Source organism: uncultured Bradyrhizobium sp., from assembly GCF_947648125.1.
GTDB lineage: Bacteria > Pseudomonadota > Alphaproteobacteria > Rhizobiales > Xanthobacteraceae > Bradyrhizobium.
Window position 1 is genome coordinate 141,907 of record NZ_CANSMR010000004.1, and the last position, 13,765, is coordinate 155,671.

Sequence of the window (13,765 nt, forward strand, 5' to 3'; positions counted from 1 at the left end):
TCCTGGCTTTCGCCAGGACGACGTTGGACATTTGGTGCCGCTCGTCAGTCGTGCATTCGCAGGCCCTCAATTCACCAGCCGGCCATCGATCGGCGGCAGGAATTGGTCGTCGAAGATGTCGGCGGCGTGCGGTCGCTTCTGGAATTTGAAGTCCTCCGCGAGCTGGTCGACCGATCGCTCGAAGCGCTCCACCTCGATGCCGCCGAGGCCGTTGCGCTTCACCTCGCCGGTCAGGATGTTGTCGCGGATGATGGCGCCCAGCCGCTCGAGCTCCAGATCGCGCGAGCCGCCATCCATCCGGCTCACCACCTCGCCGGCGGCGCGGGCCGGGTCCTTGACCGCGAGGTTGGTGCCGCCGATCACCGCGCGCACGAAGCCTTTCACCGCGTCCGGCTTCGCCGCGGCAAGGCGCGGGCTGACGATCACCGTAAAGCCATAGGCTTCGCAGCCATAGTCGGCGAAGCGCAGCACCGCGAGATCGTCGGCAGGCACGCCGCGATCGCGCAGATTGATCGCCGAGAGATAGGAGAAGCCGGTGACGGCATCGATCTGGCCGGCGGAAAGCATCGGCTCACGCACCGCGGCGCTGATCGTGTTCTGCTTCACGCTCGCAAGCTTGATGCCATTCTGCTTCGCGACCGCGGGCCACAGCCGGATCGAGAGGTCGCCCTCGGCGACGCCGAGATTCTTGCCCTGCATGTCGGTCAGCGCCTTGATGCCACGGCTCTTGCGGGCAATGATTGCATAAGGCGCCTGGTTGAACAGCACGAACACCGCCTTGACCGGGGCAGCACCAGGCTTGTCGCGAAAGCGGATCAGCGAGTTGATGTCGACGAGGGCGAAGTCGCTCGAGCCGTCGGCGACGCGCGCGATGGCGTCCGCCGAACTGGTGGCGACGTTGGTGCCGACCGCAAGGCCCTCGGCGCTGAACAGGCCGCCGGCCGACGCCATCACGAATGGGGCCGCGGCGGCATCAAGCGGACGGTCGAGGGTGAACTGGATGGTGAGCGGCTGCGGCGCATCGCCGGCGCGCAGCTGTGTAACGGCCGGCCACACGCCGCCCGAAAGGCCGATCATGCCGGCCAGTATCCAGCGGAGAACGGTGGTCCGACTTACCTGCATCATGACATCCGGGAGGCGAGACAAAGTGCCGCGCCGGCTGCGCCTGCTTCATGACATCGAAATGCGCCAGGGCAGGGTGCAATTCAAGCATCAATTTCAAGCCGTATTGACGGCATTCTGCCCCAGGCAAGGTGAACAGCCGATGACTGCCTCGATTTCACCTCAGGTTGTTCAGCTTGCATTCGGTTTGGGGAACCTAATCTAGAGGCAGTGGTTAGCTAACCAGGGCCCGTCGGGCCGGCTTCCACAAAGGATGACTGCAATGTTTGCGCGAAAAGGTGTTTTTTCGTCCATTGGCCGCGCAGCCACATTGGCAACGGTTGCCGCGGTGGCGTTGACGGCCGTTGAGCCGACGATGGCGTTCGCAGGTTCTGCTCCGGCGGGCAAGGCGGCCGCTGTGACCACATCGCACGGCACGAGCGGCGCAACCGACATCAGCGCGCGCCGTCGCTACTATCGTGGCGGAGGCGGTGGTGCGGCCGCTGCGGCTGTGTTCGCCGGGATCGTCGGCACGGGTCTGGCAATCGCCGCAGCCCAGAACCGTCGCGACTATTACGACTCCTATGGCTACTACGATGGCGGCCCGGGCTACTACGGCGGTCCCGCCTATTATGGTGGTGGCCCGGCCTATTACGGCGGCGGACCGTATTATGGTTATCACGGTTATTACGGGCGCCGCTCGACACTGCCCTATACGCCGTACTGACACCGTCATCGGTTCTCAGAACTGTCACAAAGGATCGAATCCACCGGCTGCGAGGCCGGTGGATTTTTCGTTGTCGGCCCGCCCGTTAACACGCTGGCGACGCGTTTCGATTAGTCTCGAAGGATGAGTGATTCGATCGAGCGGCTTTACCATGCGGTGATCGCGGCCAAGGATCTTGATCCGGCTACGTCGCGCACGGCACGGCTGTTCCAGCGCGGGCCGGCCAAGATGGCCAAGAAGCTCGCCGAGGAAGCGGTCGAAGTCGTGATCGACGCCATCAGCGGCAAGCCGGACGCCGTCGTCCGCGAGAGCGCCGACCTGCTCTACAATCTCACCGTTCTGTGGGCATCGGCCGGCGTAAAGCCGGGGGATGTGTGGCGCGAGATGGAGCGGCGCGAGCGGCTGCTCGGGATCGCCGAGAAGCTGCCGAAGTCGCCGGTTAAGCTCCCTAAGACCGCGCCCGTTCCCGTGGTTCGGCGTCGAATTGTCGCGCTGGAGAGCCGGCTGCGTAAACGGCAGCCGTAAAACGCCTCAAATCAGCCCATTCCCGGCATGGACAAATCCGCTCCATGATGGTTCATCGCGCCCATGTTGAAACGGATTTACGACTGGTGCGTCGAAGCGGCTGACAAGCCCTACGCACTCTGGATTCTCGCCGCCGTCGCCTTCGCCGAGAGCTCCTTCTTCCCGATCCCTCCTGACATCATGCTGTTGCCGATGTCGTTGGCGCGGCCGAAGCGGGCGTGGTGGTTCGCGGCCGTCTGCACCGTCGCGTCCGTCGCCGGCGGCGTGCTCGGCTACGCGATCGGCGCGCTGCTCTACGACTCGCTCGGCCAGTGGCTGATTCATCTCTACGGCCTCTCCGACAAGGTCGACGCGTTCCGCGCTTCCTATGCCGAGTGGGGTGCCGTGATCATCCTCGTGAAGGGGCTGACGCCGATCCCCTACAAGCTCGTGACGATCACCTCGGGCTTTGCCGGCTACAACATCTGGCTGTTCATGCTCTGCTCGATCGTCGCCCGCGGCGGCCGCTTCTTCTTCGTCGCGGTGCTGCTCAACCGCTATGGCGATGTCATCCGCGCCGAACTCGAGAAGCGGCTCGGCCTGTGGGTCGCGATCGGCGCGATCGTGCTGGTGCTGGGCTTTGTTGTCGCATTCAAGCTGATCTAACCAAAGTTCTAGCTGTTCGCGTCTATGCTCGCGGACGGCTTCGGACTACGGTCGCTGTGTTGGCTAATGGAATCGACGACCGGTGAATCTCGCGAGACTCAATCCCGCCAAGGCGTGCGTTGCGATGGCGGGCCTTGCGCTGTCGATTGCGCTGCCTGCGACCGACAGCGCACGGGCGCAGACTGCGCCGCCCGCGCTCGGCGTGCAGTCGCCGGCGCAGCAGTCGCAGCCTGTTGAAGTCCAGCCGCAGCAGATCGAGCTGCCGCCCGCGCCGGTCGAGCGCGAGAATCCGGGACTGATCAACGAAATCGGAAAGCTGTTCGAGAAATCGAAGTCGGCGCTGCCACAGCTGAAGAGCCCCGGCGAGACCATCAACGACCTGTCGAACATCGCGCGCCCCTCGACGATGGTGACCGGGCGCGCAGCCTGCGTGGTGGCCTCGAACGGCGCGCCGGACTGCAAGATCGGCGCCGATCGATTGTGTCAGAGCAAGGGGTTCAAGGAGGGCAAGGGCCTCGACACCGACGCCTCGGAGAAATGCTCGCCGCTGGTCTATTTGCCCGGCCACAAGCGCGGACCGAACGACTGCAAGACGGAAAATTTCGTGACGCGGGCAGTCTGCCAATAAGGCGGGCAAAACTGCGTCTGGGATGCCATACGCCTGCGAAAAATGCCGAGTGTGGATGAGGTTTTGTCATCCTTTTGCAGCGCCAAAACGCAATCCTTGACAGTGGAAAGATTGCCTTGTTGGTATGACGGTCAGCATTCGAGACCAACCAACTTGAGGATCCGCCGCCAATGTCCATGCCTGCTCTGTTCAAGGGCCGCCTGTCTCTTCCCGTGATCGGGGCACCGCTGTTCATCATCTCGGTGCCCGATCTCGTCATCGCCCAGTGCAAGGCCGGCGTGGTCGGCTCGTTTCCGTCGTTGAATGCCCGGCCGCCGGAACTGCTCGACGAATGGCTGTACCGGATCAAGGAGGAACTCGCCGCTTACGACAAGGCGCATCCGGAGCGGCCGTCGGCGCCGTTCGCGGTGAACCAGATCGTGCACAAGTCGAACAACCGGCTCGAGCACGACATGGCGCTTTGCGAGAAGCACAAGGTGCCGATGATCATCTCCTCGCTCGGCGCGCGCGAGGAGCTGAACCAGGCCGTCCACGGCTGGGGCGGCATCGTGTTCCACGACGTGATCAACCAGAAGTTCGCGCACAAGGCGATTGAGAAGGGCGCCGACGGCCTGATCCTGGTCGCGGCCGGCGCCGGCGGTCATGCCGGCACGCTGTCGCCGTTCCCGTTCGTGTCGGAGACGCGGCAGTGGTTCGACGGGCCGATCGCGCTGTCAGGCACCATCGCCAACGGCCGCGCCATTCGCGCCGCGCGCATCATCGGCGCCGACTTCGCCTATATCGGCTCCGCCTTCATCGCGACCAAAGAGGCAAACGCGGTCGAGGGCTACAAGAGCATGATCACCAATTCGTCCGCCGAGGACATCGTCTATTCCAATCTGTTCACCGGCGTGCACGGCAACTATTTGAAGCCGTCGATCGTCGCCGCCGGCATGGATCCGGAAAACCTGCCGACCTCCGATCCCTCGAAGATGAGCTTCGGCACCGATTCCTCGGGCGAGCGCGCCAAGCCGAAGGCCTGGAAGGAGATCTGGGGCTCCGGCCAGGGCGTCGGCAGCATCTCCAAGGTGGTGCCTGCGGCCGAGCTGATTGCGCGCTTCAAGAAAGAGTATGACGAGGCGGTTGATCCGGCGCTTGCCTAAAGCACGGTGATCAAGATGGATCACCGCGCTTTAGCTTTCTGTTTGAGCATGATCTGCGCGCAAATGCTTGGCGATTGTCGCGGGGAAAACCGCTCAACACTTTTCCGGATCATGCTCTGATGGAGCCGATCTTTCGCGTTGACGGCGACCGCGTCGTCACCAGTCCCGATGCTGCGGGTCCATGGGACCCGCGGATGCAGCACGGCTCCGCGCCGGCCGCGCTGGTGGTGTGGGCCGCCGAAGCTATCCCTACGCCGGTGCCGATGCGGATCGCGCGCGTCACGATCGACCTGATGCGTCCGGTGCCGGTGGCGCCGTTGACGGTCTCGAGCGAGATCCTGCGCGACGGCCGCAAGATCCAGCTCTGCGGCGTCAGGCTGCTCGCCGACGGCGTTCTCGTCGTCTCGGCCACCGTGCTGAAGATCAAGCAGCAGGCGGCCGAGCTGCCGGCCGATGTCGCAGCCCTTGCGGTCGATCTGCTGGGCCCCGACGAGAGTATGGTCGAGCCGGGGAACCTCGCGAACAGTCCGTTCGTGAAGAACATCTCGATGCGCGCCGCGCGCGGCCGCTTCGGCGTGCTGGGCCCGGGCGCGATCTGGTTCCGCGTCAACCAGCCGCTGATCGCAGGCGTCGCCGTTTCGCAGGCGATGCGCGCGGTGGTCGCCTCGGATTTCTCCAACGGCGTTTCGCCGGCGCTCGATTTCAGCCAGTGGACCTTCATCAACGCCGATCTCTCCGTGAGCCTGGCGCGCGAGCCGGTCGGCGATTGGATCCTGCTCGACAGCGAAAGCTGGATCGGACCTGATGGTGCTGGGCTTGCGATGTCGCGGCTCGCCGACCAGCGCGGCTATTTTGGCCGTACTGTCCAGAGCCTGGTGATCGAGCGGCGCTAGCGCCGGCTGGTTTCAGCCGCCACGATGGAGAGAAGGGGCGGCCCGCAGCGGCTGCCCGTGTACAAAAATACCCCCGCGGGTCCGGAACGGTTGGCGGCACCAACGAGTTTTGGTCCCGTTAGGGGGTGTCATGACGCGGATCGATCTCGCCGCCGGTTTCCTGGCCAAGGCCGTCCGGCGGCCGTGTGCGTTGCGGGCAGTCGGTATCGGTGCTGCGCGGCGGCTCGGAGCCTCGCGGTGAAGCCCGGCCCGTCCTCGGAACGCGCGGTCATCCTCGCCGCGAGCGAGCGGCACGCCGTCAAGACTGCCCACTTGATCAAGGAAGCCGGTTACTACGCCAACATCTGCGGCGACCTGGCCGAGTTCGAGCACCAGGTCACGAGCGGGGCGGGCCTTGCCATCATTGCCGATGAGGCGATCAGGACCGCCGACCTCGCCGGCCTGACGCGCTGGCTGAACGAGCAGCCGTCATGGTCGGATTTTCCCATCGTGCTGATGAGCGAGAAGGGCGGGCCCGAGCGCAATCCCGAGGCGGCGCGGCTCGGCCGCGCGCTCGGCAATGTCACCTTCATCGAGCGGCCGTTTCATCCGACAACGCTGGTGAGCCTGGTCGCCGCGGCGGTGCGCGGCCGCCGCCGTCAGTACCAGACCCGCCAGATACTGGAAGATCTGACCGAGAGCGAAGACCTGTTGCAGACCGCGCTCGATGCCGGGCATCTCGGCGCGCTTGAACTTCATCTGCCGGATTTCGAGCTCGAGGCGTCGCCGACCTGCAAGACATTCTTCGGGCGCAAGCCTCGCGATCCCTTCACCTATCAGGATCTGCTCGACGCGGTGCATCCCGATGACCGTGCTCGCCGGAGCGAAATCGTCGAGCAAACGCTGCGCACCGGCGCGGATTACCGGATCGAGTATCGCAACATCTGGCCCGACGGCACCCAGCACTGGCTCGATGTGCGCGCCCGCGCGGTGCGCCGGCCCGACGGCAGCATCCGATCGCTGGTTGGGGTTTGCTCCGACATCACCGCGCGCAAGACCGCGGAGATCGAGCGCGAGGCGCTGCTGGCGCAGCTCGCCTCGGAGCGCACCGCGCTTGCCGAGCTCACCGCGACGCTGGAGCAGCGGGTCGAGCAGCGCACCGCCGACCTGATGAAGGAGGTCGCCGCGCGCGAGCGGGCGCAAGAACAGCTCCGCCATGCGCAGAAGATGGAGGCGATCGGCCAGCTCACCGGCGGCGTCGCGCACGATTTCAACAATCTGCTGATGGCCGTGATGGGCAATCTCGATCTGCTGCGCAAGCGGATGCCGGAGGACCCGCGCCTGCACCGGCTGGTCGATGGCGCATTGCAGGGCGCCGAGCGCGGTGCCTCGCTGACGCAGCGGCTATTGGCCTTCGCGCGGCAGCAGGATCTGCGCGCGGTGCCCGTCGATCTCGGCGCGCTGGTGCGCGACATGAGCGAATTGCTCGAGCGCTCGCTCGGGCCGCGCATCACGCTGCGGCTCGACATCCCGAACGGCCTGCCGGCGGCCTGCGTCGACACCAACCAGCTCGAGCTTGCCGTGCTCAACCTTGCGATCAATGCGCGCGATGCGATGCCGGATGGCGGCGTGATCGAGATCCGCCTCGCGGCCTGGCAGGCTAAAAACGATCAGGCCAGGAGCGATCAGGCCAGGAGCGATCAGGTCAAGGGCGATCCCGCGCTGCAGCCGGGCAACTACCTCAAACTATCGGTGGTCGATAGCGGCACCGGCATGTCGCCGGACGTGCTGAAGCGGGCGATTGAGCCGTTCTTCTCGTCAAAGCCGGTGGGCAAGGGGACCGGGCTCGGCCTGTCGATGGTGCATGGGCTTGCGGTTCAGCTCGGCGGCGCGCTGCAGCTGTCGAGCGCGGTCGGCAAGGGCACCACGGCCGTGCTGGTGCTGCCGGTCGCGACTGCCGTGCCGGCGGTCGAAAGCCCGGCGCCTGCGGCACAGAAGGTCAAGCGCTCGGCGGTGATCCTGCTGGTCGACGACGATCCGCTGATCGCGATGTCGACCATGGAGATGCTGGAGGACCTCGGCCATCGCGTGATCGGCGCCAATTCCGGACCGCACGCGCTCGATATCCTCAGGAGCGACCAGGAGATCGACCTGATGATGACCGATCACGTGATGCCCGGCATGACCGGCCTCGAACTCGCCGCGGCCTCGCGCGAAGTGCGGCCACACCTCGTCGTGCTGCTCGCCACCGGTTATGCCGAACTGCCCGACGGCACTCAGGTCGACCTGCCGCGGCTGGCCAAGCCCTACCACCAGGATCAACTGCGCGAGCGGCTCGATCAGCTGCTGGGGCAGGGAGCCGGGCAGCTCCCTCCTGTCGCAAATCCCAGCGGTCTCTCACCGCCACTCTGAGGAGCCGCGTAGCGGCGTCTCGAAGGGCGACGGCCCGGCTGTCGCCGCGATGGACGAGACGCACGCTGAAATATCGGGGCCGTGCATCCTTCGAGGCGCGCAACAGCGCGCACCTCACGATGACGGGGAAGGATTGGTGTTCGCAGCTCGTTGTCCACGTCATTGCGAGCGAAGCGAAGCAATCCATGTCTCGGCTCGATGGATTGCTTCGTCGCTTCAGCGCAAAATTGCTTTGCAATTTTGTCGCGAGCTCCTCGCAATGACGAATGCGGCGTGATCGCTCACCCCACCATGCGGTCGCGGCCGGACCAGAAGCGGGCTTTCAGCACCTTCTTGTCGACCTTGCCGACGCCGGTCATCGGCAGCTCCTTGACGAACTGGATTTGCTTCGGCGCGTGCGCCGAGCCCTTCTTCGCCTTGACCAGGCTGATCAACTCGTCGGCGTCGGGCACGGCGCCCTCGCGCGCCACCACGACGGCGGTGACGGCCTCGCCCCATTTGTCGTCGGGCACGCCGACCACCGCGACCATCGCGACGTCGGCGTGCTGCGACAGGACATCCTCGACCTCGCGCGGAAAAATGTTGAAGCCGCCGGAGACGATCATGTCCTTCTTGCGGTCGAGGATGAACATGTAGCCGCGCTCGTCCTTGCGCGCGATGTCGCCGGTGTGCAGCCAGCCGTTCTTTAGCGTCTCCGCCGTGATGTCGGGACGCTTCCAGTATTCGGCCATCACATGCGTGGCGCGCACGCAGATCTCGCCGGCCTCGCCGGTCGCGACCTCCTGGTCGTCCTGATCGAGGATCTTCACCTGGCAAGCGGTGATCGGGAAGCCGCAGGACAGGAACAGCTCCGGCGTTTTCGGGTCATGGTCCGCCTTGCGCAGCACCGAGACCGGATAGCATTCGGTCTGGCCGTAGAGCTGCGAGAATACCGGGCCGATCCGCTCGATGCCTTCGACCAGCCGGCTCGGCGACATCGCGGATGCGCCGTAGAGCAACAGCTCGAGCGACGAGAGATCGGTCCTGGGAAGCGCCGGATGATCCAGCATCACGTAGATCATGGTCGGCACGAACAGCGTGAAGTTGATCTTCTCGCGCGCGATGGTCGTGAACACGGCCTCCGGGTCGAACCCCTTCAACATGTGCACGGTGCCGCCGCGCATCAGCGTCGGTAGCACTTTTGTGCCGGCGACATGGCTGATGGGCGCCACCGTGAGATAGCGCGGGGTCTCCGGAATCTCGAAGTCGGCGAGGATGGCGGCGGCGAAGCCGCCATATTCGCGGTGATAGCGCAGCGCGCCCTTGGATTTGCCGGTCGTGCCGCCGGTGTAGTTCAAAGTCGAGATGTCGTCCTCGCGGGCGAAGTTCTTCGCGCTCGCGCTGCCGGCATCCTCGACCACCTGCAACAAGTCGGCGCCGTAATCCGCCGGGCCGAGCGTGAACACGGTCTTCAGGCCGGCGGCTTTCGCCGTGAGCTCGCCGCCGCGATCGCGAAACGTGATGCCGTCGACGATCAGCATCTCGGCCTCGGAGTCCTCGATCTGGAACAGCTGGTCGTCGAGCGAGCCGAGCGGATGCAGCCAGGTGATCGCAAGCCGCGACAATTGTGCGGCGACGCCGGCGCACCAGCTGTCGGCGCGGTTGGCGGTGAGCAGCGCGACGCGGGTGCCCGGCGCAAAGCCGAGCCGCATGAACACGCTCTGCATCCGTCCGATCAAATCGGTTGCGCCCTGATAGCTGAGCGAGCCGCCCGGCCATGCGAAGGCCGTGCGCGACGGATAGCGCGCCAGTGCCCGCAAGGTCTGCTCGCACACCGCCGGAAATGCATAGAGCGGATTGCTCATGTCGTTGTCCCTCCCGCCTTTGTCTTTGGCTTCTCTCGTGCCAATGTTGGCGATAACGCTAACACAATGATGCAGGGATGAAACAACTTGTCCGCTGATCTTCTTGCGCGTTTTCGCGATCGCCTCCGGTTGCCGCTGATTGCCGCGCCGATGTTTCTGGTGTCGGGCGTCGAACTGGTGGTAGCTGCCTGCCGCAATGGCGTGATCGGCTCGTTTCCGACGGTGAATTGCCGCGAGACGGAACAGCTTGATGCATGGCTCGGCGACATCGCGCGCCGCCTGCAAGCGCATACCGACGCAAGCGGAAGGGCGGCGGCGCCGATCTGTCCGAACCTGATCGTGCACCGCTCCAACACGCGGCTGGCGCAGGACCTCGTCGTGCTGTTGCGGCATAAGCCCGAGCTTGTGATCACCTCGGTCGGCTCGCCGGCGCCGGTGCTCGCACCTCTGCACGATGCCGGCGCGCTTGTTTTCGCCGACGTCGCCTCGATCCGTCATGCCGAGCGCGCGGTCGCGGCCGGCGCCGACGGGCTCGTGCTGCTCACCGCGGGCGCCGGCGGGCAGACCGGCTGGCTCAATCCGTTCGTGTTCGTCCGCGCGGTGCGCGCATTCTTCGACGGCCCGATCGTGCTGGCCGGCGGCATCAGCGACGGTCACGCGCTGCGCGCCGCAGAGGCGCTCGGCTGCGATCTCGCCTATATGGGCACCAAGTTCATCGCGACGCGCGAGAGCATGGCGGACGCGCGGTACAAGCAGATGCTGGTCGGCTCCACCGCCGACGACATCGTGCTCACGACGGCGTTCACCGGCTTGCAGACCAATATGCTGCGGCCCTCGATCGAGGCCGCCGGTCTCGACCCCGACAACCTGCCGGCGCGCGGCGCGATCGACATCGGCAAGGACATCGACATCGGCGCCCGCGAAAGCCGGCCGCAGCGCTGGCGCGACGTCTGGAGCGGCGGTCACTCCACCTCGGGGGTGACCGAGGTGCTTGGCGTCGACGACCTCGTGGCGCAGACCATGGCGGAGTACGAGGCGGCGAGTGCGCGGGTGCGGCTCGCCTGACCCATCAAGTCCCGCCTGTTCGCTTAACCCAGCATTAACCATGCCAGTCCCAACTATGCGCCATGGGATGGTCCGCCAGCCGCGGCTGGCCGCCCGGCAGTAGTGGGAATGCGACATGGCTTTTGAGGCGCTCGCCAAGACCCCGGCATCGCTCGACGATCTCCGGACCCGCGTGTTCTACGCCCTGCAGCGGCACCCGCTGTGCCGTCAGGTCGAATTCGACATCGTCAGCACGCCGCGCACCCGCCGCACCAACTGGACAGTCAGCCTGCACTCGGTCCAGCCCGGTGCCCTCTGGACGGCGCATGAGATCGTGGCCGACATCCAGGAAGCCTATGAGCTCGACGCCGCGGCCTGATTTTCGGGCCGTTTCGGGACGATTTCACCTATTTGGCGCTGTCACGGCACGGTAACGCCGCATTTCTCGCGCAGTTTGCGGCAACACCGGCCGGGAATGGAGTAGTTTTTGACCAGAGCCATCACCCTCGCCGCGCTGACCTGCCTCCTCCTCGCCGGCGCTGCGATAACAGCCATTTTGGGCCGTGACAGCCTGCCGGCGGCGCAGGCCGACATTGGCCCCGTCGCCAATCGCGCCAGCAAGCAGGACAAGCTCGCGGTCACGACGCTCGCGACGGCCGCCTTCGAGGTGCCGCAGCCTGCCGAGCCTGCCGCCAGTCCATCGCCGCTCCTGCTGCGGGCGCAAGCCGCGATCCCGGGCGCGACCGATACCGTGCGCCAGGCTTATGCCTCCGCCGAGCCTGCCGATCTCGGCCTGCCGAAGCTCAATGACCCCGTCGATGCGGCCCAGCTGCAGACCGCCGAGCCCGCCGCACCTGCGCCGGCGGTCCCCGCCGTGCCGCCGAAGCCCAAGGCTGCCGCCAAGCCGGCGCCGCAGAAGACCTATGCGCTGCTCAGCGACGCGCAGATCGCCGGCATCAAGGACCGGCTGAAGCTGTCGTCATCGCAGGAGTATTACTGGCCGGCGGTCGAGACTGCGCTGCGCGCTGTCGCGCGTAAGATCCACGCCAAGCGCCAGGGCGATCCCGCTTCAGGAAGCATGCCGATCGATCCCGACTCCGAGGAAGTCCAGCAGCTGAAGTCGGCGGCGATGCCGCTGCTGTTCCAGCTCCGCGAGGATCAGAAGAACGAGGTCCGTTCGCTGGCGCGCCTGATCGGCCTCGAACGCGTCGCCTCGATGATCTGAGCGCAGGGGTCGGCCAGGCCGAACCTGCGGTCGACGAATCCAAAAGCGTTTTCGATCGAAGTGACGCCGGTTCGCGTGAAGAAAACGTGTCAAAGCAAAATTCTAGAGCTTCGGTCTGATTCAATCAGAACCAGATGCTCTAGTGCGCCTCCAGCGGACGCAGCTTGTCCACCTTGCCCTGGGTTTCGACGAGCAGTTGCTTCATGAAGTCCTTGTTGCGCTTGAGCCAGGGCTCCAGCGTCTGCCGTACGTCGCCCGGCGACTTCTTCTCGATGGCTTGCGCCAGCCGGGTCTGAAACGTCCCCCAATCCTTGTACATCTCCTTCAAGAGAGCATCGTCGGAGATGTTGGTCGTCGACTTGATGTCGCCGACGGTCTCGAGCTCGCGCATGTTGCCCTGTCGCAGGATTGAATCGAGGTTTTCCAGGCATTCGTGGTAGCGCTGCAGCAGATCGTCCCATCGCTTGGCGCTGAAGTCATCGTCGAGGTCCTCGACTGCGTTGTAGAGCGGTTCGAGAAACGACCATCGGAAGCGTCGCGCGAGGCGCAGCAGGATCGACAGGAAGACGATGTCCTTCGGCATGTTCTGCGCCACCATCAGCCTTGGATCCTCGCTGAATGGCGGCATCGGCACGAAGATGATGACGACCGAGAACGGCGTGCTGTCGAGATATTCGAGCCGGGCGATGACCGGTTGATACAGCTTCAAATCGCGGAATATCGGACTGAGGACCTGCTCGCGGCTTCGCCGGCAGGCGATATCGACGTCGGCAAACGAGTTCGCGATGTAGCTCGTCAACTCGTCGAGCCAGGCGCCGCTGTCATACCGATTCTGTGCGCTGAGCAGGTCCTCCCAGTCGAGATCAGCTGCATCAGGGCCGGACAGCAGCGTGGTGGTGGCGGGATCCGCCTCCAGCTTGGCATCGGTCAGGAATCCGCGCGCACGGTCCGAGGGCGGCAATGCCTTCAGCGCATCGGCCTTCTGCCGGAACGACAACTCGTCGCTGAACACGATGCGAAGCCGCAGGCGAAACAGCTCTTCGGGGCGAGTGATCTGCATGAACTGCGCGTGCAGGTCCTTTGCCGCCTCGTTGAAGTCGCGGGCGTGGTTGGCATTCAGTCGCGGCCTGAGTGGGGCGCTGCCGAAGGTCGGCTTCACGAACAGATCTTCGAGAAACCGCCGGACGTCGTCTTCGCCGATCCCGTAAAACTCGTTCTCCGCCAGCATCGGAAACGAGGGCGAGGTATCGACCGAGAACCACAGCACCTTTGACATGAGCTTCAACGCGCGCTTGTAGCCGTCGAACTGGGAAATCTCGGACGCGCACCACGTCCAGTTATGTTCGGCATTGGTGTGGATGAAGATCAGGCAGTCGGCTTTCGCCGTGTTGTCGATCATCCATTGCCGCCATTCCGCGCCGCCGGGAATTTCCTCGCAGACAAAGCATTCCACCGAACGCTGACCGTCCAGGCTGCTGAGATATTCGAGCCGCGCCTTCAAGAGACGCGCGAGAAATCTGTCTTCGGCGCGATGGCTGATAAAGACCGAGAAATCATTGGGCATGGCAAAATCCGATCTGCATGAATTTTATGCGACGGC

13 protein-coding genes are annotated in these 13,765 nt (G+C 65.0%); 10 read left to right on the plus strand and 3 right to left on the minus strand.

Annotated features, from left to right (window positions below):
* Positions 1-66: 66 nt before the first annotated feature.
* Positions 67-1,122: an ABC transporter substrate-binding protein gene (locus Q0030_RS10110; RefSeq protein ID WP_298366069.1), complete on the minus strand. Its 1,056-nt coding sequence runs from the start codon at positions 1,120-1,122 to the stop codon at positions 67-69.
* A gap of 262 nt (positions 1,123-1,384) precedes the next feature.
* On the opposite strand from Q0030_RS10110, the gene Q0030_RS10115 reads away from it, so the two are divergent.
* The 7 genes from Q0030_RS10115 (at position 1,385) to Q0030_RS10145 (ending at position 8,052) form a co-directional block, all read left to right on the plus strand.
* Positions 1,385-1,828 (plus strand): hypothetical protein, encoded by a 444-nt coding sequence (locus Q0030_RS10115; protein WP_298366072.1) that lies wholly within the window; start codon positions 1,385-1,387, stop codon positions 1,826-1,828.
* 123 nt (positions 1,829-1,951) lie between these two features.
* Positions 1,952-2,353, plus strand: a complete 402-nt coding sequence (gene hisE / locus Q0030_RS10120; protein ID WP_298366074.1) for a phosphoribosyl-ATP diphosphatase — start codon at positions 1,952-1,954, stop codon at positions 2,351-2,353.
* Positions 2,354-2,416: 63 nt separating this feature from the next.
* Positions 2,417-2,998, plus strand: coding sequence for a YqaA family protein (locus Q0030_RS10125; protein ID WP_298366077.1), 582 nt, complete (start codon positions 2,417-2,419; stop codon positions 2,996-2,998).
* Between the two features lie 124 nt (positions 2,999-3,122).
* A complete protein-coding gene (locus tag Q0030_RS10130; RefSeq protein WP_298366605.1) occupies positions 3,123-3,626 on the plus strand; it encodes a hypothetical protein in 504 nt (167 codons plus the stop codon).
* A 170-nt stretch (positions 3,627-3,796) separates the two neighbouring features.
* Positions 3,797-4,768 carry a nitronate monooxygenase family protein gene (locus Q0030_RS10135; protein ID WP_298366079.1) on the plus strand — a complete coding sequence of 324 codons (972 nt, stop codon included), beginning with the start codon at positions 3,797-3,799 and terminating at the stop codon, positions 4,766-4,768.
* Positions 4,769-4,887: 119 nt separating this feature from the next.
* Complete coding sequence (locus Q0030_RS10140; RefSeq protein WP_298366081.1) at positions 4,888-5,661, plus strand: thioesterase family protein; 774 nt, start codon at positions 4,888-4,890, stop codon at positions 5,659-5,661.
* Between the two features lie 237 nt (positions 5,662-5,898).
* Complete coding sequence (locus tag Q0030_RS10145) at positions 5,899-8,052, plus strand: hybrid sensor histidine kinase/response regulator (protein ID WP_298366083.1); 2,154 nt, start codon at positions 5,899-5,901, stop codon at positions 8,050-8,052.
* A 281-nt stretch (positions 8,053-8,333) separates the two neighbouring features.
* Here Q0030_RS10145 and Q0030_RS10150 read toward each other — a convergent pair whose 3' ends face one another.
* Positions 8,334-9,896 carry an AMP-binding protein gene (locus Q0030_RS10150; protein WP_298366085.1) on the minus strand — a complete coding sequence of 521 codons (1,563 nt, stop codon included), beginning with the start codon at positions 9,894-9,896 and terminating at the stop codon, positions 8,334-8,336.
* An 87-nt stretch (positions 9,897-9,983) separates the two neighbouring features.
* Between Q0030_RS10150 and Q0030_RS10155 the strand changes: the two genes are divergently transcribed.
* From Q0030_RS10155 to Q0030_RS10165, 3 genes are all read left to right on the plus strand, one after another.
* Complete coding sequence (locus tag Q0030_RS10155) at positions 9,984-10,961, plus strand: nitronate monooxygenase (RefSeq protein ID WP_298366087.1); 978 nt, start codon at positions 9,984-9,986, stop codon at positions 10,959-10,961.
* Positions 10,962-11,076: 115 nt separating this feature from the next.
* Positions 11,077-11,319, plus strand: coding sequence for a hypothetical protein (locus Q0030_RS10160; protein WP_050405529.1), 243 nt, complete (start codon positions 11,077-11,079; stop codon positions 11,317-11,319).
* A 108-nt stretch (positions 11,320-11,427) separates the two neighbouring features.
* Entirely contained in the window at positions 11,428-12,165 is a 738-nt protein-coding gene (locus Q0030_RS10165) for a hypothetical protein (protein ID WP_298366090.1), read from the plus strand.
* A 139-nt stretch (positions 12,166-12,304) separates the two neighbouring features.
* On the opposite strand, the gene Q0030_RS10170 is transcribed toward Q0030_RS10165, so the two are convergent.
* Positions 12,305-13,729, minus strand: coding sequence for a toll/interleukin-1 receptor domain-containing protein (locus Q0030_RS10170; RefSeq protein ID WP_298366092.1), 1,425 nt, complete (start codon positions 13,727-13,729; stop codon positions 12,305-12,307).
* Between the last annotated feature and the right edge of the window lie 36 nt (positions 13,730-13,765).

Coding starts and splice junctions, on each gene's coding strand:
- Q0030_RS10110 (WP_298366069.1), bottom strand. CDS start 1,122: ATGCAGGTAAGTCGGACCACCGTTCTCCGCTGGATACTGGCCGGCATG.
- Q0030_RS10135 (WP_298366079.1), top strand. CDS start 3,797: ATGTCCATGCCTGCTCTGTTCAAGGGCCGCCTGTCTCTTCCCGTGATC.
- Q0030_RS10140 (WP_298366081.1), top strand. CDS start 4,888: ATGGAGCCGATCTTTCGCGTTGACGGCGACCGCGTCGTCACCAGTCCC.
- Q0030_RS10125 (WP_298366077.1), top strand. CDS start 2,417: ATGTTGAAACGGATTTACGACTGGTGCGTCGAAGCGGCTGACAAGCCC.
- Q0030_RS10160 (WP_050405529.1), top strand. CDS start 11,077: ATGGCTTTTGAGGCGCTCGCCAAGACCCCGGCATCGCTCGACGATCTC.
- Q0030_RS10150 (WP_298366085.1), bottom strand. CDS start 9,896: ATGAGCAATCCGCTCTATGCATTTCCGGCGGTGTGCGAGCAGACCTTG.
- Q0030_RS10130 (WP_298366605.1), top strand. CDS start 3,123: ATGGCGGGCCTTGCGCTGTCGATTGCGCTGCCTGCGACCGACAGCGCA.
- Q0030_RS10115 (WP_298366072.1), top strand. CDS start 1,385: ATGTTTGCGCGAAAAGGTGTTTTTTCGTCCATTGGCCGCGCAGCCACA.
- hisE (WP_298366074.1), top strand. CDS start 1,952: ATGAGTGATTCGATCGAGCGGCTTTACCATGCGGTGATCGCGGCCAAG.
- Q0030_RS10170 (WP_298366092.1), bottom strand. CDS start 13,729: ATGCCCAATGATTTCTCGGTCTTTATCAGCCATCGCGCCGAAGACAGA.